Origin of the sequence: Chryseobacterium sp. C-71, assembly GCF_020911865.1 — a bacterium.
In the GTDB taxonomy this organism is placed as follows: domain Bacteria; phylum Bacteroidota; class Bacteroidia; order Flavobacteriales; family Weeksellaceae; genus Chryseobacterium.
Genome location: NZ_CP087131.1, coordinates 263,404 through 286,683 on the forward strand (window position 1 = coordinate 263,404; position 23,280 = coordinate 286,683).

General features: G+C 34.1%; 19 protein-coding genes. 7 read left to right on the forward strand and 12 right to left on the reverse strand.

Features of this window, described 5'->3' with window-relative positions; all coding sequences use genetic code 11:
• Positions 1-19 precede the first annotated feature (19 nt).
• From LNP04_RS01045 to LNP04_RS01055, 3 genes are all read left to right on the forward strand, one after another.
• Positions 20-211: a hypothetical protein gene (locus LNP04_RS01045; RefSeq protein ID WP_229984741.1), complete on the forward strand. Its 192-nt coding sequence runs from the start codon at positions 20-22 to the stop codon at positions 209-211.
• A gap of 71 nt (positions 212-282) precedes the next feature.
• A complete protein-coding gene (locus LNP04_RS01050) occupies positions 283-732 on the forward strand; it encodes a hypothetical protein (RefSeq protein WP_229984742.1) in 450 nt (149 codons plus the stop codon).
• The gene (locus LNP04_RS01055) at positions 729-1,643 is read left to right on the forward strand and encodes a S9 family peptidase (RefSeq protein WP_229984743.1); all 915 of its coding nucleotides are present in this window, start codon (positions 729-731) and stop codon (positions 1,641-1,643) included. The genes LNP04_RS01050 and LNP04_RS01055 overlap by 4 nt, the downstream gene beginning before the upstream one ends.
• A gap of 50 nt (positions 1,644-1,693) precedes the next feature.
• On the opposite strand, the gene LNP04_RS01060 is transcribed toward LNP04_RS01055, so the two are convergent.
• The 3 genes from LNP04_RS01060 to ccoN all read right to left on the reverse strand — a co-directional run bounded on the left by LNP04_RS01060 (position 1,694) and on the right by ccoN (position 6,798).
• Positions 1,694-3,466, reverse strand: coding sequence for a hypothetical protein (locus LNP04_RS01060; protein WP_229984744.1), 1,773 nt, complete (start codon positions 3,464-3,466; stop codon positions 1,694-1,696).
• 153 nt (positions 3,467-3,619) lie between these two features.
• The gene (locus LNP04_RS01065) at positions 3,620-4,495 is read right to left on the reverse strand and encodes a cbb3-type cytochrome c oxidase N-terminal domain-containing protein (protein ID WP_229984745.1); all 876 of its coding nucleotides are present in this window, start codon (positions 4,493-4,495) and stop codon (positions 3,620-3,622) included.
• Positions 4,496-4,518: 23 nt separating this feature from the next.
• The gene (gene ccoN, locus LNP04_RS01070; RefSeq protein ID WP_229984746.1) at positions 4,519-6,798 is read right to left on the reverse strand and encodes a cytochrome-c oxidase, cbb3-type subunit I; all 2,280 of its coding nucleotides are present in this window, start codon (positions 6,796-6,798) and stop codon (positions 4,519-4,521) included.
• Positions 6,799-6,921: 123 nt separating this feature from the next.
• Here ccoN and LNP04_RS01075 point away from each other — a divergent pair, with 123 nt between their 5' ends.
• Positions 6,922-7,275 (forward strand): helix-turn-helix domain-containing protein, encoded by a 354-nt coding sequence (locus LNP04_RS01075; RefSeq protein WP_229984747.1) that lies wholly within the window; start codon positions 6,922-6,924, stop codon positions 7,273-7,275.
• Between the two features lie 59 nt (positions 7,276-7,334).
• On the opposite strand, the gene LNP04_RS01080 is transcribed toward LNP04_RS01075, so the two are convergent.
• From LNP04_RS01080 to LNP04_RS01120, 9 genes are all read right to left on the reverse strand, one after another.
• Positions 7,335-7,739 carry a hypothetical protein gene (locus LNP04_RS01080; RefSeq protein WP_229984748.1) on the reverse strand — a complete coding sequence of 135 codons (405 nt, stop codon included), beginning with the start codon at positions 7,737-7,739 and terminating at the stop codon, positions 7,335-7,337.
• A gap of 147 nt (positions 7,740-7,886) precedes the next feature.
• The gene (locus tag LNP04_RS01085) at positions 7,887-8,102 is read right to left on the reverse strand and encodes a hypothetical protein (protein WP_129533753.1); all 216 of its coding nucleotides are present in this window, start codon (positions 8,100-8,102) and stop codon (positions 7,887-7,889) included.
• 157 nt (positions 8,103-8,259) lie between these two features.
• Entirely contained in the window at positions 8,260-8,622 is a 363-nt protein-coding gene (locus LNP04_RS01090) for a two-component system response regulator (protein WP_229984749.1), read from the reverse strand.
• 155 nt (positions 8,623-8,777) lie between these two features.
• Positions 8,778-10,064 carry a TolC family protein gene (locus LNP04_RS01095; RefSeq protein ID WP_229984750.1) on the reverse strand — a complete coding sequence of 429 codons (1,287 nt, stop codon included), beginning with the start codon at positions 10,062-10,064 and terminating at the stop codon, positions 8,778-8,780.
• 91 nt (positions 10,065-10,155) lie between these two features.
• Positions 10,156-12,570: an ABC transporter permease gene (locus LNP04_RS01100; protein ID WP_229984751.1), complete on the reverse strand. Its 2,415-nt coding sequence runs from the start codon at positions 12,568-12,570 to the stop codon at positions 10,156-10,158.
• A gap of 80 nt (positions 12,571-12,650) precedes the next feature.
• A complete protein-coding gene (locus LNP04_RS01105; protein ID WP_229984752.1) occupies positions 12,651-15,068 on the reverse strand; it encodes an FtsX-like permease family protein in 2,418 nt (805 codons plus the stop codon).
• Positions 15,069-15,251: 183 nt separating this feature from the next.
• Positions 15,252-15,974: an ABC transporter ATP-binding protein gene (locus LNP04_RS01110; protein ID WP_229984753.1), complete on the reverse strand. Its 723-nt coding sequence runs from the start codon at positions 15,972-15,974 to the stop codon at positions 15,252-15,254.
• Between the two features lie 36 nt (positions 15,975-16,010).
• Complete coding sequence (locus tag LNP04_RS01115; protein WP_229984754.1) at positions 16,011-16,784, reverse strand: GIN domain-containing protein; 774 nt, start codon at positions 16,782-16,784, stop codon at positions 16,011-16,013.
• A gap of 24 nt (positions 16,785-16,808) precedes the next feature.
• The gene (locus tag LNP04_RS01120) at positions 16,809-18,050 is read right to left on the reverse strand and encodes an efflux RND transporter periplasmic adaptor subunit (RefSeq protein WP_229984755.1); all 1,242 of its coding nucleotides are present in this window, start codon (positions 18,048-18,050) and stop codon (positions 16,809-16,811) included.
• Positions 18,051-18,254: 204 nt separating this feature from the next.
• Between LNP04_RS01120 and LNP04_RS01125 the strand changes: the two genes are divergently transcribed.
• From LNP04_RS01125 to LNP04_RS01135, 3 genes are all read left to right on the forward strand, one after another.
• Positions 18,255-19,598 carry a sigma-54 dependent transcriptional regulator gene (locus LNP04_RS01125; RefSeq protein ID WP_229984756.1) on the forward strand — a complete coding sequence of 448 codons (1,344 nt, stop codon included), beginning with the start codon at positions 18,255-18,257 and terminating at the stop codon, positions 19,596-19,598.
• Positions 19,599-20,915 (forward strand): PAS domain-containing sensor histidine kinase, encoded by a 1,317-nt coding sequence (locus LNP04_RS01130; RefSeq protein WP_229984757.1) that lies wholly within the window; start codon positions 19,599-19,601, stop codon positions 20,913-20,915.
• A gap of 192 nt (positions 20,916-21,107) precedes the next feature.
• Positions 21,108-23,279, forward strand: a complete 2,172-nt coding sequence (locus LNP04_RS01135; RefSeq protein WP_229984758.1) for an outer membrane beta-barrel protein — start codon at positions 21,108-21,110, stop codon at positions 23,277-23,279.
• Position 23,280 lies beyond the last annotated feature (1 nt).

Here is a 23,280-nt window from a genome sequence, read left to right on the forward strand (position 1 = left end):
AAATTAAATATCTTAAATTATGAAGTCAACTAATGACAAAAAAAAGAAAGTTATCAATGATTTAGTAAAGAAAAAAATCGATGGGTTACAAAAGATTTATGGTGGAATCGGGTGCACGGTACCTCCAAAACCAATCGTAGTTAATCCACCTAAATGCTATATTTGCTTAGTAACTCCTCCTAAAGATCCTAATGGACCTGTTCAGGCTTAAAAATTTATTACAAATAAAGAAGGAATGATTATCATTCCTTCTTTAAATAACAATTTTATATTACAAATTTTATGCATAAAGATCTAAATAATTTACTTACTTACAGAAATGAAGATGTCGTAGATCGTTTTTTAAAAATGTACGATGTATCAGAACAGGAAGCTTTGGAAATATTTGACGAGACTTTGAAATGGCTTTGGTTAGGTAATCAAATTGAAGGTGTTTTTATTGATGATTCTACGTTAATTATTGACGAAATGTGGCATAACTTTATTTTATTTACTCAGGACTATGAGTTTTTTTGCTTAAATAACTTCGGAAGATATATTCATCATCAGCCAGAAAGAAGAAAGCAACAAGATTATTATGCTATTTCCTTAAATGTTGAAGAACACAAAAGCAAATTAGAGAATCTCTATGAGGGAGTTTATGATTATCTTGGTGAAGACACCTTACTAAAGTGGTACGAAGAATTTCCCAGAAAGTATTCGTTAGAAAACATTAAAAAAATCAGAAGATGAAGAAGTTATTTTTTGTCTATGTAATTCTACTGTCTAAGATTTTTTACTGTCAAAACTCCGCAATAAATCTGGAACAAACATTTCCGGAAAAATATGACGGTTACACAGTGAAAAATGATCAAGGTCAAGCGATATTTAAACAAGAATATAAGTATCTTGATTCTGTAAATATATATGGTTTTAATTATTCTTCTCAAGATGATCTTAAAATTAGAGGCTTCCTTATAGAACCAAAATTGAAGGGCAAATATCCTGTGATTATTTTTAATCGTGGTGGTAATAAAGAAATTGGTGCCGTAACAATACCAACATTAACAAATTTTCTATCAAAAATTGCGGCCAAAGGATTTATCGTTATAGGTTCGCAATTAAGAGGTAGTGGTCGAAGTGAGGGTAAAGACGAGTTTGGAGGAAAAGACATTGGAGATGTTATGAAGTTATTTGAAATTGTTGACCATCAATCTAATGCTGATTCAAAAAGAATCGGAATGCTTGGAGTAAGCAGAGGTTCAATGACTAATTTTTTAGTACTCAAAGAAACAGATAGGGTTTCTGCCAGCATTTCCATTGGCGGAATTGCAGATTTGAATCAGAAAGATAGACCAGAAATGTATCAGCTCTACAAAGAGCTAATTCCGTCATTTGAACAAAATCCAAAGAAAGAATTAGAAAAAAGATCATCATTGCTATCAATACCGCTAATAAAAAATAAACATTTGAAAAATTTTATTATTCATGGTGCGAATGATGAAAGAGTAAATGTTGAAAATGCTTTTTTGTTATTTGATAAATTGAAATCTAATAATTTTTCGACAAAGTTGTTAATCTATGAAGATGCAAATCATGGAATTAATAATAACACAGATAATCTTATAGACCAGATTATATATTACTTCAAAAATTATCTTTGATTTTGTAGCACAGGATTAGCAATTCCCATATTCAGATTTCAGGGTGAGAATTATTCCAATAACAATAATTTATATTTTTGGAGTTCATCAGCAATTGTCTCAGTTTTGGATCTGAAAAATGATGAATTTTTAAACATTTCATCATAATAAGCAATCCCATTCAGTATATTTTGTTTAAAATAATTCCATTTTTTTTGCTCGGTCAAATTTGTTTCAGATATTTTCGATGTATGCTTTTTAAAGTAATCTACGTACATTTTTAATTCATTAATAAACATATTGGGACGATAAGATGATGAAAGGATGTTATCATTTCCATAAATATGCTGTATCATTTTTGAAAGAGGTACTTCACTGTCAAAATAAGCAAGATTAGGTCCAGGACAAATAACTACTCCTTGTTTTTGACCTTTTATTTCGATTCCGTGTTCTAAGTAAGCCGCATTTGCGAGACCTACACATAGGCATGATTTCTCAGTGATTTCCTCTTTTTCTTTTGAAAATTCTTGTGAATTCTTAATATCTTTAGTTTTCAGCAACTCGTTAAGCTTTAAATCCTGAAACTTTTTAGAAGCTGTACAAATACCTTTAGATGAATATTCTTTATTTAAAGCCAATAATTTTTTTGGACAAGAGCTGCCATAAGTCTTTTTTGATTTCCTAAGAATTTCATTGGATGAACCTTTTACTGTGTTAAATGGAACTCCTAACGGCGATATATTACTAAGGTAAAAGTCGTTTTCTTTTGACATTGCTAATAGTTTTCGGGTTTCAAAATCTACAGACGTTGCATCCGGAACCAGTAAAAATGGTGAACCCCAGCCCACACTATCAATATTGTAATTTTCTAAAAGAAACAGATGTTCTTCAGCAGTCCCAACTCCTCCTTGTACCGTAATTTTCATTAAAGGCGGTTCGCTGGGAATATGTTTGTTTTTATTTTGAAGTGACGAGACCATTAAAGTAAAAGCAGACTCAATCAGCTCATGTTTTCTTTGTTTGAATTCTTCTAAAATAGGCCCAAGTAAAAAGCCATCTGAAGCAAACGTATGTCCGCCACAGTTTAATCCTGATTCGATTCTGTATTCACTGACCCACAAACCTTTTTTCGCCAAAAAGTTACCTTGAATCATGGCAGATCTGAAATCGCTGACCTTGATAATGATTTGCTTCTTGAGATAATCGTTACTGTCAGGATAAAAATCCTCAAATTCTTCTATATAACTGTATAATTTAGGATTAAAACCGGCAGAAAGTACCATTGAAGAAGATAATTTACTTTTTGCAAAACCACGCAGAGAGGAGTGAGCATCATTGTAGATATTAGGTAACTGTTCATTTTTGAGAAAATTTTCCTTGTCGACTTTGGTCATAATGTTAACGTCAATGCTGCCAGGAGAAAGGTGTTGGTTTACATAGTTTTTTAAATCTGCCATTTGATCTCCTTTGCTCGAAATAAATTGCTGCAATTGTGCTTTTATTAATGAGGTATTGGGAAGTATGGCAATAAAGTTTTTCAGGGTAGCTATATTGCTTATAAGATCTTCTTTGAAAGCTTGAAATTTATTATTGACAATATCATCTACCATGTTAAGATATGCTGTTATTCTTTCAGAGCGGTAATCATAGGTTTTTGGTGAAATTGCTTTGTATTTTATATTAAACTTCTCACTGTAAAAGCTTCTCATTTTTTCGGTAATCTCATCGTCAATAATAGAAATCACAGATGATATTCCTAAATGAGCCAGACGAATAGGGGTATCGATAGTGTAAGCTAATCCCATCACAGGAATATGGAAGTTGTGTATAGGTTTGATATTCATTTTTTAATAAATAAATTGAAGTTGTTTGTATAGTTTTAAAAAATGCCCTTGTCAGAGTAAACTCATTGAGATAAAAGTGAATAGTTTAGAAATTTTGTAAACTAAGACAAAGGCAATGTTTTAATTATTGGTTTATAAGTTTGACGAAATATACTACTCCCAATTGGCTGCTTTACCTTGAGGTGCTGCACCACCCAAAGCCTCAGTAATTGGTGATTTCTCCTGATTGATGTGATAAATGTAAGCTGCAACTTTCTCTGCATCTCGTCCTGTAATAGTACCATCTTTGATGAATGGCCGCATGGTAGGATTATTGGGCGAGCCATTTTCAAGCATCCAGAATACATTTTTGAAAAGACTTTTTTCTTTAATATTGATCCAATAGGTATCGGTTAGATTGGGACCAATTCCGCCTTTCCCTGAATCTGAATGACACGATACGCAATTGGTTTTGAAAATCTGTTCACCTTCTGCAATGTTATCTGCATTGTATTTTGCGGTTTCTATATCAATTTGCGGTGCTGTTTTTTCATACTCTGCGATTGATGCAAGCATGGTTTTGGTTTCTTTGTCATATTCGGCATCAGGATGAGCATAATCTGTGAATGCAAATGCAATGAGGTAGACGACGCAGAAGACAATTCCGAAATAGAAGAGACCAATCCACCATTTGGGTAAAGAATTATCAAGTTCTGTGATTCCGTCGAAACCGTGGTCGATAAGAAGATCTTTTTCCTCAGTCTGAGATTGTTTTTTGAAGGCAGAGTTCCAAAGTTTCTGAAAATAAGGTGTTGATTTTTCTGTTAAATATTCCTTTTTCTCTTCCTCTGATAATCTGTTGAAATTTTCGTTTTCTACTAAATCTCCAATCGAATTCATGATGAAAAGCAGAATGACAACGATCACAAGCAATGCCCAGAAAAATGGTGAAGTAAAGTAACCGGAATCTGATGCAAACATCTCGAATGCCATAAAGGTAAATCCTAATGTTACTGCAATGTATATTGATATTGGGGTTCTCGTTTTCATTTTAATTAAAATTTTTACGATTATTATTCTACGCTTGCCGTTTTGATGTCGGTTGTTTTGATGTCTGTTCCTAATCTTTGCAAATACGCTATCATAGCGATAATTTCTCGCTGCTCAAGCGGAACGAATTCATTTCCTTTGGAAGTTTTTTCTTTTTCCATTTGATCTTTTACATCAGCCGCTTCAGAATAAATTCGCTTGACAATCGCTGCAGATTGATTGTTTGCCCATTGATCTGCAGAATCGATTTCAGCTTTTGTGTAAGGAATGTCAAAAGTGTTTTTCATCAATTTTATCTTGTCAACCATTTGTGAACGATCCAACTTATTGGTAATCAGCCAAGGGAAACGCGGCATGATAGAGCCAGCTGATGTAATTCTTGGGTTGTACATGTGTTTGAAGTGCCATGAATCAGGATTTCTGTCGCCTTCACGATGCAAATCCGGACCGGTTCTTTTTGATCCCCACAAAAATGGTCTGTCGTAAACAAATTCTCCTGCTTTAGAATACTGTCCGTTTTTACCATCAAATCTTGCTACTTCATCACGGAATGGTCTTATCATTTGAGAGTGGCAAGAATTGCAGCCTTCTCTTATGTATAAATCTCTGCCTTCCAATTCGAGTGGAGTGTAAGGTTTTACCGCTGATATTTGAGGTAAATTACTCTTTACCGTAAGTGTTGGAACGATTTCTACCAATCCACCGATTGCAATGGCAACAAATGCTAATATGGATAGGAGGTGAGGAGTTCTTTCGAGCCAAAGATGTACGCCTTCGCCTTCTTTTCTTGCACTTCCTACATTGGCCAAAGCTGGTGCTTCTGCCGGAACTTCTTTTTGAAATGAACCTGCTTTGATGGTTTTAAAAACATTCATAACCATTAGAATCGCTCCACTCAAATAAAATAATCCGCCTAAAAATCTTAATTTAAAATAAGGAATAATTGCTGTAACGGTATCTAGCCAGTTTTTCCAGAGTAAAGTTCCGTCCGGATTGAATTGTTTCCACATCAGACCTTGTGTAAATCCGGCGATATACATTGGTACGGCGTAGAAAATAATTCCTAATGTTCCCAACCAGAAGTGCAAATTGGCAAGTTTTTTAGACCAAATTTCAGTTCTCCACATGATCGGTACCAAGTAGTAAACCACACCGAATGCCATAAAACCATTCCATCCTAAAGCTCCTAAATGTACATGCCCAATAACCCAGTCTGTATAATGCCCGATTTTGTTTAAAGATTTTGTTGCTAAAAGCGGTCCTTCGAAAGTGGCCATTCCATAACACGTAATTGCCACTACGAAAAATTTAAGAATAGGATTTTCTCTTACTTTATCCCAGGCACCTCTCAAAGTCAATAGTCCATTCAGCATTCCACCCCATGACGGAGCAATCAACATGATTGAAAAACCAGTTCCCACTGCCTGAGCCCATGCTGGTAAAGCTGTATATTGAAGATGGTGAGGTCCCGCCCACAGATAAACGAAGATCAATGACCAAAAGTGAATGATTGATAATTTGTAAGAAAATACAGGTCTGTTGGCAGCTTTTGGCATAAAGTAATACATTAAACCTAAAACTGGTGTTGTTAATACGAATGCCACTGCATTATGACCGTACCACCATTGTACTAGAGCATCTTTTACTCCTGCGTAGGCGGAATAAGATTTCCAGCTTGTGAATGATAATGGAACTTCTAAGTTGTTGAATATGTGAAGCATTGCAACTGCGATCCATGTTGCAATATAAAACCAAATCGCTACATATAAATGACGCACTCTTCTTTTGGCAATCGTTCCAAACATATTGATTCCGAAAATAACCCAAGAGAATGTGATCAAAATGTCAATCGGCCATTCGTGCTCAGCATACTCTTTTGAAGTGTTGATTCCCATTAAAAATGTAATCACAACGGCAATAATCATAATTTGCCAAGACCAGAAATGAATCCATGAAAGCGAATCGCTGTACATTCTGGTTTTCAAAAGTCTCTGCATACTGTAATATGCACCGCAAAAGAAAGAATTACACACAAAAGCAAAAATAACAGCGCTCGTATGAAGCATTCTGATTCTTCCAAAGCCTAAAGCTCCCTGCGAATTAATCAGTCCCTGAATGTTTCCGCTTCTTAAACTTTGGATGGTTGTATCGTCAGTTCCGAATAAAAATTCTGGTAATTCCGGATAAAACAGCATTAAAGCGGCCGTCAATCCCAAAATAAAACCAATAATTCCGAATACGATAGTGGCATAGAGGAATGCCCTGACAATATTATTGTCATAGTGAAATTTTTGCGTCTCCATAATTCCTGTTTGTTGTAAAGAATGATTTTATTTCGTAGAAAACACTTTAAATAAAGGCTTTGCTGAAGTAAAAATAAATATCATGTTACGTGTCTAATGTTTTTTCAAAGGTAATGAGTAACTTTGGAAGAGACTATTAGCTTAGCTTCTAAAATATACCAAAAACTACTAAAGATAAACGGGATGAAAGTGTGTGGACAGAATATCAGAAAAATTAGAAGAGATCGGGATTTAACACAGGAATACATGGCATTTGAAATGGGAATTTCTCAAAAAGCATATTCTGATATCGAAAACTCAAAAGTGAAAATCAATCTTGAAATACTTACCAAAATTTCAAAAATTTTAGATATAAAACCTTCGGATATTTGTAGTATTTCTGATCAATGTAGTGGTGGAGATTATGAAGATAAGTATAACGATTTACTTGAATTTATGAAAAAAAACAATCTTCCATTGCCAGAAGAACATTTATAATACTGTTGATTTCAGAAAAGAAACAATGAATGTTCTTTGAAAAAATAAAGTCATTTATTTTATTGAAAAACAATTTTATAGTGTCCTTTTTCGTCTTTTACATCAATACCCACACCTTTAAAGGTTAATTTATTAATTTGGTAACCATCACAACCACCTTTAAATTCTGACGATTCTATTGAAAAATCAAACATCTTAAGTGAAGAATAAAAAGTATAGTTTTTTGTACCATTGTAAGCACCCACATTTTCTAAGATAACTTTTCCATCATCTGTTTTTGTAAGCTGTACGCCGACTTGATTTTCGTCACTGATCGAAAAGGGGCCAAGAGTTCCATTAGTGATCAGGTTTTTGTCATCGGCATCAACGAATTCAAAAACGATCGGCATAGGAGCATTATAGCATTCTTCGCCGCAAGCTGTGAAAACAAAGGTCATTAAAAGAAAAAGTACTATTTTTTTCATGGGATAAAGATTAACTCGGTGAAATGTAAAGTTAATCATTAAACTTTTGTCTCCAAAATAAAAAAACGTTGCAGTAGGAGAGTACGAAGGGAATTATTTGGCTTGCAAATAATTAAAAAGATTTGGGTTGGAAAACTATATGAAAATTTACTTCGGCAGCATAATCATTCTGGCGTTTCCACCTTCCCGAATGACGATCAGTTTTCTATTCACCATGTTTTGCAGGAATGCATTTCTCTCAGCAATTGGGAGATTCAGGATATGATCAAAGTCTCCGAAAAAGTTTCCATTATTTCCACCGGTTTCTTCGTGTTTTTTTCTTACTAACAGAAGTATCTGGTTTTCCATTTCTACTGAGTCCATAGCTTTTTATCGATTAAAAAATTGTAGTTGATTACAAATATAGGTTTATAAAATTGTGAAAGAATGCAATAGAATTTTAAGTTTACAAAAAATAGAACATGAGAATGGCTGTTGAAAATTTATCTAAATTATTCTATAAAACTCTTATTTACAATAATTAAGAATCCGTATTTTTTTTAACGACATCAATCATGTCATCAATTCCAAATGGTTTGCCAATAAAATCATCAGCCAGACATTCTGCCGCTTCAGAAGCTATATTATTTGATGTTGACGTAAGAACAGCAGGTATTTCTTCAGTATCAGGATCAGTTTTTAATTCTTTGATAACCTGCGAACCTTTTACAGAACCTTTTATGTGATCATCTACAATTACAATATCCGGATCTATTTTATCAATATTCTTTATTGGGTCTGTAGTCAAAGATCCTGTCACATCAAATCCTTCTTCCTCCAGCACCTGATCCATTATTTGAAGGATATCTTTATTATCTTGTACAAGTACAACTTTCTTCTTCATTTTAAATGGTTAATAATACTGCGAATATAATCAATATTTGTATATTATTGAGCGTACTTTTGAGGGTGAAATTATTTTATTTAAGGTTTTTAAAATCTAATAAAAATACCAATCATCATCTGTGGCTTTGGTAACGAATTGACGTTTTTTTTGTTTTACAAATCAGATTGTAAGACTTTTAGCAATTCAGTTTGCTGCATCACTTCATTTTTACTGCTGATCAGATTATAATTTGCCTGAAGCCAGTTATTTCTTACCACAAAAAAGGTGTAAGCATCCATCAATCCTTCTTTGTATTTTTCTTCAGATTTTTGGAAAGATAATCTTTGGTTTTCAAAATTCGATTTCAGGAGTGTATATTTCTCTTCAGAATTCTTAAACTGTGCTTTTATAGAATTAATGCTTTGTGTGAGATTATTGATGACAATTTCTTTCTCGTAGTTATAATTAATGACATTCAATTTTGCAATTTCAACATTATTTTTAACCTGTAATTTGTTAAATACAGGAATAGAAAGCCCGAAAGCAACCTGTTGACTCTTATTTCTTTTAAATTGATCGGAGAACAAATCTGCAGGTTCACCTAAAGTCTTACTATAAAAACTCGACCAGTTGTACAGCCCGTTGATTGTTGGTAAATAGGCAGATCTGGCAATACTTATATTTTTTTCTGCCGCTTTAGTATCTGCAATTACCGTTTTGTAAGCCGGATTTTTCTCCAAAAGAGTTCTTACAAATTCGGGATCATCAAAATTAAAGGACGACAGATTTTCCTCATCCATTTTAAACTCGATGGAGTCATCGTTCATTGCCAAAGCATTCAATAAATTTATTTTAGAAAGATCCCGTGAGTTTTTGGCAGAAACCCATTGTTCCTGCAGTGTTCCGAGGTTGGCTTTGATGTCATAGACATCACTTTTCGGGCGGTTTCCGATCTCAACTTCTTTTTCGGTACGTTTGATCTGATCCTCGATTCCTGAGATTTGAGTTTCCAGAACTTCGAGCCAGCTTTTACTGTTTTGATAACTGAAAAACATTTGAATGACATTCATTTTTACTTCATTCTGAGCCTGTTTCATTTTATAGATTGAGCTCTCTTTATTGATTTTAGACAATGAAATATTGAGGTAATTTCGCCAGTTCAACAATTCCCAATTAGCCTGTAAGTAGACATTGTCATATTGAGTGTTAATCGCTTCTCTTTGGTTATTATTCTGATTAATACCTAATCCGAAATTATAATTATGATTAAGCCCCGCTTCTATTGACGGCAGCAGCATTCCTTTTGCGGCAGAAATCTGACGTTCATTTTTTTGAATATTTACAGTAGCCTGCTTAATCAGTGGATGATTTTTGGCTGCGTAATTCAAGCTTTCCTGAAGCGTCCAGTTTTGCTGAGCGGGGAATAGATTGATGATGAATATGAAGAATAGTGTTTTCATTGTTGTAATTTTGGTTGGAAGATGGATGAAGAAAGATGGAAGTTTAATTGTAGTGTAAAAACTTCTGGCTTCCATCATCCAACTTCTGGCTTCATTCGTATTTCAGATATTTTACAAGATTTACTTTTGTAGCTTGATAAGCTTTTATGCTTACCACTGCAAACGTTAAAATCAATAATAAAATCATACTTAGAATGAACGGTAAAACCGGCATATCAATTCGGTAAGCGAAATCATTCAGCCATTCGTTCATCAGATAATAACTGATTGGAATACTGATGATAACTGCGATTAAAGTAATCCAAAGGAATTGTTTCGTCAAGCCAACAATCAAAGTTCCGTTTGATGCACCCAAAGTTTTTCTGATTGCAACGTCTTTCAGTTTTTGTTCAATCATTAATGATGATAAAGCGAATAACCCTAATAAAGCGACCATCAAAACCATGGCGTTAAGAATTGTGAAAAGCGTCTGCTGTTTCTGGTAAGTTTCAAAGGTTTTTGCAAACTGTTTGTCAATAAAATAATAATCGAAAGGATAACCTCTTTCCACATTATTCTGCCAATAAGCTTTGATTCTTTTCACAGTTCCGTCGATGTCATCCGATTTTATTTTTAACTGAATATTATAGATCTGGAATCTCTTCCAATCTGTTTCCCGGTAATGGAAGAAGACAATGGGCTCTACTTCTGACTTTAAACTTTTGACATTAAAATCTTTTACAATTCCAACAATATGATAAGGTTTATTGTCAAAGCCGGGACGGAATTCGATCTTTAAAGTCTGATCATCATTCCATCCGAATTTTTTAACAAATGCCTCGTTGACCAAAAGATTATTAATCGTATCTGATGCAAGATCGGGATTCAGCCATCGCCCCATCTTCAATGTAACATCCATAAACTGAAGGTAATTATAGTCCATAGAACCGAGCTGGGCGAGTATACTTTTATCCATATAATCCATAGTTGCATTGCTGTACCTAAAGGTTCCGGGAGCGGCTTCGCCAAAAGAAACATCGGCAACACCATTTATTTTCCTTATTTCATTTTTCACCCGCTCGTATTTCAGCCAGGGTTTCGGATCATTTTCACTGAAGTTGATCAGCATAATCTGTTTGCCATTGTAACCAAGATCTTTGTTCATCATATATTTCACCTGTTGATTCACGATCAATCCGCCTATGATGAAGAATGAAGAAATAATGATCTGTAAGGTCAGAATCCCGTTTCTGAGCCAAACGCCGTGTCTGCTTCTGGCGAAATTCCCCTTCAACGTTTCTATCGCTTTGAAATTTGAGAGGTACATTGCTGGGATTAATCCTGAAATCAATGTAACCAGCAATACCATTACAAATGAGTAAAAGAAAATATGCCAGTCGTTCATCTTCATTTCTTTGTCATAGAACTTGTTAAAGCTTGGCAGAAGTAGCTCTGTCAGAGCCAACGAAAGCAGGTAAGAAGTAATACAGATGATAAAAGTTTCCAGCAAAAACTGGAGAACAAGACTAGATCTTGAGCTGCCAATCGCTTTTCTCACACCAATTTCTTTTGCACGTTGAGAAGCCTGAGCCGTTTTCAGATTAATGAAATTGATCGCTGATAAAATAACAATCAGCGCAGAAAGTGTAAACAGAATCATCATTGTTTTGAAATCTCCTGCACCATACCAGTAAGCTTTTGCGTGAAGTTTCATTTCATCCAATGGGGTCAGCAGACTATCCGTAGGGCCGTATAATTCTAAATATTTTTCAGGCGTTATCCCAAGTTCTCCGGAACTCACTTTGGCTCTGTATTTATAAACTTCTTCAACTATTTTTTCCTGAACAGCCTTGATCTCTGCATTTTTACTTAACATAAGCATGGATCCGTAATTGAAATTTGACCATCCTTCTTTATCATTTTTCATCTGTTCAAAAGGCAGAATGACAAACTCCGGTTTTACAACGCTGTTTTCTTCCGGCAATTCATAGACTGCCGTTACGACGTAATTTTTGTTATCAAATTTGATACTTTCTCCGGCAGCATTCGTCTCACCAAAAAGGTTTTTGGCGGTAGTTGTGGAGATAGCGATTGAGGTTTCACCTTTAAGCGCATTTTTGTAACTTCCTGAAATCAATTTAAACGGGAAAAAATTGAAAAAGTTTTCAGAAACCAACATTCCATCTTTCTGATAGGCTGTTTTATTTTTCGTGCTCATCTTATAACCTACTCCGGCTGCGTGAAACAAGACATAATCCTTAACTTCGGGAATGACTTTTACAGCACGGTCCACCATTGGAATAGAAATTCCGGTTCCGTAATTATTATCCTTTTTGTAATAGCTTTGTAATCCATAGATCTGATCTTTCTTCGGATTCCATTTTTCGAAAGATTCTTCGTCATTCCAATGCATCAGGATAAGCATAAACCCTGTCAAACCGATCGTCAATCCAAACAAATTGATAATGGTAGAAAGCCAGTTTTTTTTATAATTGATGAAGGCGATTTTGAGCCAGTTTTTCAGCATAGTTGATGGTTTTTGGTTGTCAGTTGATAGTTTTTGAGAATAATCTCCATCAACTATCAACCGACAACTATTAACAAATTTCACTCGTATTTCAGGTATTTTACAAGATTCACTTTTGTTGCTTTATAAGCTTTGATGCTTACCACTGCAAAAGTCAATAAGAGCAAAACGACAAGGCTCAGAACAAATGGTAAAACAGGCATATCAATCCGGTAAGCGAAATCCTTCAGCCATTCGTTCATCAAGTAATAACTTATCGGAATGCTTATAATGACGGCGATTAACGTGATCCAGAGAAATTGTTTGGTTAATCCTAAAATTAACAATCTATCGGATGCACCAAGCGTTTTTCTGATGGCAACATCTTTCAGTTTCTGCTCAATCATTAAAGATGATAAAGCGAATAAACCTAATAATGCCACCATCAAAACCATTGCGTTCAGAATTGTAAATAATGTTTGCTGTTTCTGATATTTCTCGAATGTTTTGGCAAATTTCTGATCAAGGAAATAATAATCGAAAGGATAACCTTGCTCCACATTATTCTGCCAATAAGTTTTCAGTCTTTTTACAGTTCCATCTATATCATTCTGGTCGATTTTCAATTGGATATTGTAAACATCGAATCGTTTCCAATCGGTTTCTCTGTAATGAAAAAATACGATGGGTTCTATGGTGGTTTTTAGATTTCTGATATTAAAATCTTTTACAATTCCTACAATATGATAATCCTTTTGATAATCAAAACCTGGATGAAATGAATTATTCAAGGCTTCTTCATCAGTCCAGCCAAATTTTCTTACAAAAGCTTCATTAACCAAAACATTACTCATAGTGTCGGAAGCTAATTTTGAATCCAACCAGCGGCCTTTTTTTAATTTTACATTAATGAATTTCAGATAATTATAATCCATAGATCCGTGCTGGGCTTGTATGCTTTTATCCATATAATCCATATTGGAATCGCTTGATCTGCCATTTCCAGGCACAGCTTCTCCGTAGGATATATCGGTTACGCCTTGAATCTTCCTCATTTCATTCTTAAGCCATTCATATTTCAGCCAGGGTTTAGGATTTTCTTCGCTGAAGTTGATCATCATAATTTGTTTTCCACTGTAGCCAAGATCTTTGTTCATCATATATTTGACTTGCTGATTCACAATCAATCCGCCAATGATAAAGAATGAAGAGATAATTAATTGTAGAGTCAAAATCCCGTTTCTGAGCCACACGCCGTGTTTGCTTCTTGCGAAATTTCCTTTCAGCGTTTCTATTGCTTTGAAATTGGAAAGGTAAGTTGCGGGAATCAATCCGGAAATTAACGTTACCATCAAAACCATTGAAAATGAGTAAAAGTAAATATGCCAATCGTTCATTACCATTTCCTTGTCGTAGAACTTATTGAAGCTTGGCAAAAGCAGTTCTGTTAAAGCCAAAGCCAATAGATAAGAAGCCATACAGATTAGAAATGTTTCCATCAAAAACTGAAGAACCAGATTGGTTTTTGTACTTCCAATGGCTTTTCTCACGCCAATTTCCTTCGCTCTTTGAGAAGCTTGCGCCGTTTTCAGATTAATAAAATTAATGGCAGATAAAATGACAATCAGGACAGAAAGCGTAAACAAAATCATCAAAGTTTTGAAATCTACCGGACCAAACCATGACACTTTTGCGTGAAGTTTTATCTCATCCAGCGGTGTGAGAAGACTATCCGTCGGGCCGTACAAATCGAGATATTGTTGCGGCGTCATTCCTGAAGAGTCTTTGTCTAAACTTGCACGATATAGGAAAATATCTTTTATAAATTTTTGTCTTATCTGCTCGAGATCTGCATCTTTTTTAAGCATAAAAAAACACCCATAGCCGAAGTTTCCCCATTGGTTTTCATCGTTTTTCATTGGTTCTACTGGCTTTAGAAGAAACTCTGGTTTTATCTGGCTATTTTCTTTTGGTAATTCATAAACTGCTGTTACAACAAAATTTTTATTATTGAACTTGAGACTTTCGCCAGCAACATTAGTTTTACCAAATAGATTTTTGGCGGCAGTTGTCGAGAGTGCAATATCGCCACCACCTTTCAAAGCATTTTTGTAACTCCCGTCAACCAGTTTGAATGGGAAAAATTCAAAAAAATTATCTGACACATTCATTCCACCCTCTTGGTAGAATGTTTTGGACTTAGTGGTTATTTTAAAGCCCAATTCTGAACTTTTGAACAAGACGTAATCCGTGATACCAGGAATAACTTCTTTTGCACGTTTTGCTATCGGAATAGAAACATTGTTGCCATAAGAGTTTTCTTTTTTGTTGTAGGTTTGGAAAGCGTAAATCTGGTCTTTTTTCGGATTCCATTTTTCGAAGGATTCTTCGTCATTCCAGTGCATTAGAATAAGCATAAAGCCTGTCAACCCAATCGTCAATCCAAATAAATTGATGAGAGTGGAAAGCCAATTCTTTTTATAATTAATAAAGGCAATTTTTAGCCAATTGTTTAACATAAGTGATAATTTATGATTGATAAACGATTTTATAAACCTCAGATAAACAGAATGATTCCAAATCTCTGAGATCAGTTATAAAATGGATGAATGAATGTTTTTCTTATTCGTTTTCCATAGGTTTCACCTACGGCTACTCACATTGAACCCTTCGGGTTCGTTTTATAATTTCAATTGATCAGCTTACTCGAAAATCTTTGCATCTGCTTTTTCAAAAACATCTTTTCTTTGGGAAGAATGCTCTTCTGAGAAAATTTCGCCGTCTTTCATATTTACAATTTTGGAAGCATAGCCTGCATCGTAAGAAGAGTGTGTTACCATCGCAATGGTAGAACCCTCTCGGTGAAGTTCTGCGAGAAGATTCATCACTTCGTTTCCGTTGGAGCTGTCTAGATTTCCGGTGGGCTCATCGGCAAGAATCAGTTTAGGTTTTGTAACCAATGCTCTTGCAACTGCCGCTCTTTGCTGCTGACCTCCGGAAAGTTGCTGTGGATAATGTTTTGCTCTGTGTGCGATGTTGATTTTCTCCATAATTTCCTCCACTCGTTTTTTTCTTTCTGAAGAAGAAACACCGTTGTAGATTAATGGTAATTCTATATTTTCGTAAACCGTGAGTTCATCAATCAAATTAAAATTCTGAAAAATAAAACCTATATTTTTCTTTCTAATTGCTGATTTTTTCTTCTCAGAAGTTCCGATAGTTTCTATCGATTCAAATTGATAAGAACCTGAAGAAGCGCTATCCAAAAGCCCAAGAATATTGAGGAAAGTAGATTTTCCGCAACCTGAGGGTCCCATGATTGCTACAAATTCGCCTTCTTTTATGCTAAGGCTCACATTGTTTAAAGCATTGGTTTGAACATCTTCAGTTTTATAGATTTTTGAAAGATTTTGTATGTTTATCATTGTAGTATTATTTAAAGTTTTATAGTTTATATTGAATTAAATTGAATCGATTGTTCCGCCCGATTTTCTACTTGCAGAAAACTTGATTCCCGACAAAGTTTTATATTTTATTTTAGCTAAAGAAGTAGCTTCAGCAGTCAATTCCTGCGAGACGCTCAAAGTTACTGATGATGTTGCAGTTGCATAAACTTTTGCGGTTTTAATATTCACATTTTTTGCATCCAGAGTACTTGCGCTGTCTGCATTGATTTCCGCATGGTCTGCCGAGCAGTTCAATTTTGCAGTGCTTGCCGAATTGATATTCACATTCAGGTTTTTTGTGTCAATTTTTCCTGAAAATCCGCCTGTATTTCTAAGATGGATATAAACATTCTGGGCTTTTGAATCAGCGAAAATTTTCCCTGCAGTTTTAGTTTCAAAAGTCTGATTTTCATTATTAAAAATACTTTTGACTTTTATAATTGATGCATTTTCGGCCTCAACTTTTACCAAATCTTTTACGTAAACAATCACCTTTGTATCAGCATTTTGAAGCGAAACATTAGGTTTATATTTTATGTGAAGTGTCTTGTTCTTTACTTCAATATTAAGTTCAGAAATATAATTACTCGTAGCAACCGCTTTGTCTTCGCCGGATTTTACAATTTCCACTTCAATTGCCTGAGAAGATTTCACTGCATTAAAAGAACCTAAGTCGAAAGTTTTGGTTTCTACCGGATTTTTATTTGAAAAATCTTGTCCTTTGATAATTGTTGTTGAAGTGAAAAGTCCGATTATCACTGTGATGATTAACAATAGTAGTTTTTGCATTGTTATATTTTTTAGTTTTTAAATTTATTTTTGAATATCAAGAAGCTCATATTTCTTAAGTTCGGTATAATCTGATGTAATGATGGTTTCTCCTTTTTTCAGTCCGGAAACAACTTCATAATACATTGGGTTTTCTCTCCCAAGGCTAATGTTTCTCTTAGTAGCTTTATTGTTTTTCACCACAAAAATCCATTTTCCGTTGGTGTCTTTATAGAAATTTCCTTTAGGAATCATCATGCTTTGTGTATCGGCAGAGAGTTTAAGTTTTACTCCGAAAGTCATCCCGATTTTCAGATTTTCAGCTTTAGCATCAACGAAATTAAGTTCCACAGAAAACTGCCCATCTTTCACTTCGGGAAGAATTTTAGTAATGATGACTTCAAATTGCTGTGCGTTAATTTCAAGACTTCCTTTAATTCCGTTTTGAAGCTTGTTGATATAATATTCATCCACTTTTGCAATCAATTTGTAACCGCCCATCAAATCTACTTTACCAATGCTTTCGCCAGTCGTTAAATTTTGTCCCAGCGAAATATTAAACGAAGATAATCTTCCCGAAACAGGTGACATAATCAGGAAATTATTTTTATTAGAACGAAGGATGTTCAGACTTTTATCCATTTGATTGATAGAATTATTAATGGCTACAAACTGAGAATTTCTGGAATTTTTTTCACTTAAAGCTCCTTTTTCCACGATCATTTTTCTTTGTTTCTGATAATTCAGACTTTGGAGTGCGACGTCATAATCTATTTTCTTCCCGATTTCTGCATCATATAATCTTTTCTGAAGATTGAATGACTGCAAAGCTGTATTATAATCATTTTGAGACTGAAGCAACTCTTTGTCCTGATTGAATTCCTGATTCTTCAGTTCCAAAAGCGAACTTCTCATCTGGCTGATTTGTTGCATGATTCCGGTTTCCTGATTGAGGTAATTAAATTCTGTATTAGGATTGTAAACTCTTGCGATAGGTTGGCCTTTGGTTACCATTTGTCCGTCTTCTGCAAAAATTTCCTTTACAGCACCACCTTCCAAAACATTAACTAAAGATGAGTTCAGAGATTGTGTTTGCGCGGTAACCATAAGCATATCTTCAAATCTTCCTCTCGTAACTTCTTCTACCTGAATGTCTTCAAGTTTTACATTGTAAGTTTTTTTCTGATTCAAAAAATACCATCCAAAAACCGAAACTGCCAAAGCAGATGCTATGATGATTAATATTAATTTTAGTTTAGATTTCTTTTTTACTATTTTCGTATCCATATTTAAGATAACTAATTTACTTACAATATATTAGACAAATCAAATACCAGAGATTTAAAACTTTGTAAGCATCTGAAAATGTGAACGAAAATAATTTTAGATATTTTTAAACTGTTCATTAACGGACACTATTTGTGCGAAAACGGACATTTTTAGACGATTTGCAAAATATGATGTATAAAGTACAAAGTAGAAACTAAGCTCATGCGAAAAAAAGAAGCACATATTTTAATTGTTGATGATGACGAAGATATTTTGTTTTCGGCAAGAGTCTGGCTCAAAAAATTTTTTACCGAAGTTACTTGTCTCAGTCAGCCAAAAAATATTCTGAAGTTTTTGTCTGAACAACAAGTTGACACCGTACTTTTGGATATGAATTTCCGGAAAGGTTTTGAAAACGGACAAGACGGATTGTATTGGATGCAGGAAATCAAAACTCTAGAACCTCAGCTTCCAATCATTTTGATGACGGCGTACGGCGAAGTGGAATTGGCTGTTGAAGCTCTGAAAAACGGTGCTTCCGATTTTATTCTGAAACCTTGGAATAACGAAAAATTATACGCTTCAGTGAATCTTGCAGTAGATATTTCAAGAAAAAATAAAAAACTGGATCAGTGGGAAAATGTCAGCGTAAAAACAAATCAGTATCAGTTAGAAACTGCGTCTTTTGCAATGCAGGAAGTGATGGAACAAATCACGAAAGTTGCGCCGACTGACGCTAATATTTTGCTTTTAGGAGAAAACGGAACGGGAAAATACGTTCTCGCAGAACACATCCACGAATTATCTGAACGTAAAAATCAACCTTTCGTCCACATCGATCTGGGAAGTCTTTCTGAGAATCTTTTTGAAGCAGAATTATTCGGATATAAAAAAGGAGCTTTTACAGATGCTAATCAGGATTATTCAGGAAAGATTGAAAATGCCCAGAATGGAACTGTGTTTTTGGACGAAATTGGTAATCTTCCACTTCATCTTCAAACCAAATTATTAAGTTTAATTCAGAATCGAAAACTAACAAGAATTGGAGAAAATAAGGAACGAAGTTTGGATGTCAGATTTATTTTCGCAACCAATGAAAACCTTAAAAAAGCAGTTGCTGAAAATCGTTTCAGAAAAGATTTATATTATAGAATCAATACTGTAGAACTTCAAATACCGAGTCTGAGAGAACGTTTGGAAGATATTCCGACTTTAGCAGATTATTTCCTTGAAAAGTATAAACAGAAATATCATAAACCTGATTTAGTTTTAAATGAATCTTTGATTAGCGAATTGACAACTTATTCCTGGCCGGGAAACATTCGTGAACTCGATCATTCTATCGAGAGAAGTGTGATTCTTTCTAATGAGAAAAATTTAAAATTATTAATGCCGCAAGATGAAGAATCGGAAAAAACAATCATTAATCTCAATATTGAGGAAATGGAAAGCATTCTGATCAAAAAAGCTCTGAAAAAACATAGAGGAAATATTTCTCTCGCAGCGGAAGATTTGGGATTATCGCGTGCGGCACTTTACAGGAGAATGGAAAAATTTGAGTTATAAATGAACAAACAAAAATTTATCTGGCTTTTATTTATTCTTCTGGCGATTGTCAGTGGAATTTTCGCTTTTGATTTTTATTCAAAAAATAAATTGATCAATTTCGGTTTATTTACCACAATAAGTATTGGATGTGTTATTTTGGCGCAAATTTCCGCTTTATCTTTCATTCAGAAAAGTGAAAAAATACTGCTGGCTATTCAGAAAAAAGATTTTTCTCTTTTCCCGATTGCAGAAGGTAATAATTTGGTTGATAATGCTGTAAAACTTTACTATCAAAGTAAAGAAGAGCATCTCTCGCTGTCTTCGTATAAACTTTTGTATGAAGAAATTTTAAATCAATTGGAAATTGGTTTAATGATTCTTTCTGAGATAAATAATCACTGGGAGGTATTTTATGTAAACCCGGTTTTTCTTGAAATACTACAGATCCCTAAATATAATTCCTGGGAACTGTACGAATCTAAGACACCGGAATTTTATAAAATTATAGACGAAACTCATTACGAAAATTCACAGGACTTTTTTGATATTTCGATCAATGAAAATGTAAAGCAGTCTTTTTCTCTCCGTACCAAGAAAGTTCAGAATGTTAAAAACCGTTTCTGCATCATCAGTCTTGAATCTGTGCAGAAAATTATTGAACAAAAAGAAAAATTGGCCTGGAATAATCTGATGAAGGTGATTTCGCACGAACTTCTCAATACTTTAACACCTGTCAATAGCTTGATTCAAAATTTAGAATATATTGCCAATCAGGATGTTGTAGAGAAAGAGGATCAACAGGAGATGAAGGAAAGTTTAACCATCATCAATTCAAAATCAAAACAATTGCTGAATTTTGTGGACGATTACCGACAGGTTGCTGAACTTCCGAAACCTATTTTCAAAATGATTTCGTTGACAGATATTGTAGAATCTGCACTCAGTTTTCTGAAGCCGGAATTTGAGAAAAACAATATTACGATCATCAATTCATTAGAAAATCAAACGATCTATGCTGATCAAAAAATGATTGAAAGATGTCTGATCAATCTTTATTTAAATGCAATTTATGCCGTTGTAGACTCCTCTGAAAAAATTATAAAAACAGAAATCAAAATCATTAATAAAAGAACAATTCTGAGTGTAGAAGATAATGGAATAGGAGTTTCTAACGAGATAAAAGATAAAATTTTTCTTCCTTTCTTCACTACAAGATCAAGCGGTTCCGGGATCGGGCTTACCTTAAGCAAGAGTATTATCGAAGCGCACAAAGGTTATTTAAATTATAAACCTTTAGAGCAAGGAAGCCGTTTTGAAATCTGGTTTTTGGAATAGGTCTTGATAATCTGATGTTTTTATATTGCAACGGAATACTATTCTGGAAAAAAACATTTTTTAAATAATAATTTACACTTGAGTGTAAGCGAGTTAGCTATAATAAAAGCATCTTAACTAAATTTAACACATGCCTGATGTAACAAAATTTCCCTTTACGGTGTCTTATAATTGAAAAAAACTCAGTTTTTAATGAAAACTATATTAGCACCAATTATTTTATTAGCGGGAACTTTAGCTTTCGCACAAACAACAAAAGATACTCTACAGTCGAAAGAGAAAGAAATTGAAGCTGTTACGCTAACCTATAAAAAACCTACCGTACAATCAAAAGTAGACCGTACTGTTTTTAATGTTGCCAACAGCTCTATTCTTGCCGGAAACACCACTTGGGACGTATTACGTATGACCCCATTGCTGAGTGTTGATAATAATGATGCCTTAAAAGCTGAAGGTGAATCTGTAACCGTCTACATCAACGACAGAAAATCTGTTTTTACCGGAAAAGAGTTGAAAGAATATCTTCAGACTATTCCTGCAGATAACCTGATGAAAATTGAGGTAATTACAAGTCCTTCTTCGAGATATGAAGCAACAGGTTCTGTGGTCAATATTGTTTTGAAAAAGCGTGATGACGAAGGAATGAAGGGCAGTATAACCTTTAATAACAGGCAGAATACTCAAAATTCTCAGTACACCAATTTTAATTTAAACTATCATAAGAAAAAATTTACACAAACCCTTATCGGAAGTTACAGTGACAATACTTTTGTGCAGGAAAACTCTTTGCTTAATACCTTATACGAAAATAATGAGGTTACCAAAATTGATAACTACATCATTTACAAAGGTAAAAATCCGTCTATTTCATCAACTTCTGAATACGAACTCAACGATAAAAACAGCATTGGTACAATTCTAGAATTTTATAAGGGAATAAGAAGCAACAGCTCCGAAACCAATGCTCAGATTTTTGAAAATGATCAATTAAACCGTTCTTATTTCCAAAATCAGACTTCATCATCATCAAATCCGACTTTTGGAACGAATGTTTTTTATAAATATTACGACAAAGAAAAAAACAGAATTTTAGATGTTAATTTAGGGACAAATTACGATTCTGAAAAGGATAACAGTTATTATCTTAAAAATACAATAACCAGTACAGGAGCAACTTCTTTGGACGAAATTGGAGTTTTAACTGATCTTCAAAACCGAAATTATTATTTGAAAGTAGACTATACTCAGCCTTTAGGAAAATCGGGAGCAACTTTTGAAGTCGGTGGTAAAATGGACTTTCATAATAACGTCATTCCAAACTCTTTGTATGGAATTTTACCGGAAGGGTTAAGCAGAAATGATACATTCAGATATAAAGACAATATCAACTCTTTATATGCCAATTTTACGAAAACTTTTTTCAAAAAATTAGAAACGAGAGTAGGTATTCGTTATGAATATATAGATTATAAAATAGGTCAGGACATTGCAGGAACTTCAAGGAAAGATTCTTACGGACGATTTTTGCCTAATTTATTGCTGAAATATTCTTTTACAGACAAATATGATTTAAGTTTAACCTACACCAGAAATCTTTGGAGACCTTGGTATTCTGAGTTTAACCCGTTTTTATTGCCAAGAAACGACGGAATGTATACTCGCGGGAATATGGAATTAAATCCTAACCCAAGTGACAGAGTTTACATGAAGTTTGGCTTTATGAAAAAATACTTTCTTTCGGCAAGATATACCTTTACCAATCAGGATTATTGGACTGATTATGTGGTACAAACCGGAGCAACACCAAAAGATAATAAAACCATTTCACAGGAAAGTAATTTTACAGGAAATGTGCACAAGTATTTCCTTTATGCGAACACTAATCAATCTTTCCTGAAGAATAAACTAAGTGTGAATCTAAGTTTTGGTTATAATTATATTGATAACAGCGATTTTAATGCAAGAAATGATCTTAAAGGAGCAGATTATATAAGTTTTTGGGCTGGATCCAGTAATTTAACTTACACCAATCTTTTTAATAAAAATATTAATTTGAGCGCTTGGGTAGAAATCTCAAATCAGAATAACGGAAATTCTTATGCTAACAAAACCAATGTTTTTCATAATATTTCAGCAACAAAGATTTTCCCAAAAACACAAATGGAAGTTAGTCTACAGCTAATGAATATATTTCAAAGACCCAATTTTGATGCAACATCTTACAGCCAAATCGGAACATTCAGAAATTCATCAAAATCCGACTGGTACGGTTTCTCACTTTCCTTTGTGAAAAGATTTGGGAATCAAAAAGTGAAAGAAAATACAAAAACCGATGTTGAGAAAAATAGTGGAGGAGGTAAATAAC

Excerpts from the sequence above, each read along its gene's own strand:
- LNP04_RS01045 (WP_229984741.1), top strand. The coding sequence starts at position 20 with ATGAAGTCAACTAATGACAAAAAAAAGAAAGTTATCAATGATTTAGTA.
- LNP04_RS01050 (WP_229984742.1), top strand. The coding sequence starts at position 283 with ATGCATAAAGATCTAAATAATTTACTTACTTACAGAAATGAAGATGTC.
- LNP04_RS01055 (WP_229984743.1), top strand. The coding sequence starts at position 729 with ATGAAGAAGTTATTTTTTGTCTATGTAATTCTACTGTCTAAGATTTTT.
- LNP04_RS01060 (WP_229984744.1), bottom strand. The coding sequence starts at position 3,466 with ATGAATATCAAACCTATACACAACTTCCATATTCCTGTGATGGGATTA.
- LNP04_RS01065 (WP_229984745.1), bottom strand. The coding sequence starts at position 4,495 with ATGAAAACGAGAACCCCAATATCAATATACATTGCAGTAACATTAGGA.
- ccoN (WP_229984746.1), bottom strand. The coding sequence starts at position 6,798 with ATGGAGACGCAAAAATTTCACTATGACAATAATATTGTCAGGGCATTC.
- LNP04_RS01080 (WP_229984748.1), bottom strand. The coding sequence starts at position 7,739 with ATGAAAAAAATAGTACTTTTTCTTTTAATGACCTTTGTTTTCACAGCT.
- LNP04_RS01085 (WP_129533753.1), bottom strand. The coding sequence starts at position 8,102 with ATGGACTCAGTAGAAATGGAAAACCAGATACTTCTGTTAGTAAGAAAA.
- LNP04_RS01090 (WP_229984749.1), bottom strand. The coding sequence starts at position 8,622 with ATGAAGAAGAAAGTTGTACTTGTACAAGATAATAAAGATATCCTTCAA.
- LNP04_RS01095 (WP_229984750.1), bottom strand. The coding sequence starts at position 10,064 with ATGAAAACACTATTCTTCATATTCATCATCAATCTATTCCCCGCTCAG.
- LNP04_RS01100 (WP_229984751.1), bottom strand. The coding sequence starts at position 12,570 with ATGCTGAAAAACTGGCTCAAAATCGCCTTCATCAATTATAAAAAAAAC.
- LNP04_RS01105 (WP_229984752.1), bottom strand. The coding sequence starts at position 15,068 with ATGTTAAACAATTGGCTAAAAATTGCCTTTATTAATTATAAAAAGAAT.
- LNP04_RS01110 (WP_229984753.1), bottom strand. The coding sequence starts at position 15,974 with ATGATAAACATACAAAATCTTTCAAAAATCTATAAAACTGAAGATGTT.
- LNP04_RS01115 (WP_229984754.1), bottom strand. The coding sequence starts at position 16,784 with ATGCAAAAACTACTATTGTTAATCATCACAGTGATAATCGGACTTTTC.
- LNP04_RS01120 (WP_229984755.1), bottom strand. The coding sequence starts at position 18,050 with ATGGATACGAAAATAGTAAAAAAGAAATCTAAACTAAAATTAATATTA.
- LNP04_RS01125 (WP_229984756.1), top strand. The coding sequence starts at position 18,255 with ATGCGAAAAAAAGAAGCACATATTTTAATTGTTGATGATGACGAAGAT.
- LNP04_RS01130 (WP_229984757.1), top strand. The coding sequence starts at position 19,599 with ATGAACAAACAAAAATTTATCTGGCTTTTATTTATTCTTCTGGCGATT.
- LNP04_RS01135 (WP_229984758.1), top strand. The coding sequence starts at position 21,108 with ATGAAAACTATATTAGCACCAATTATTTTATTAGCGGGAACTTTAGCT.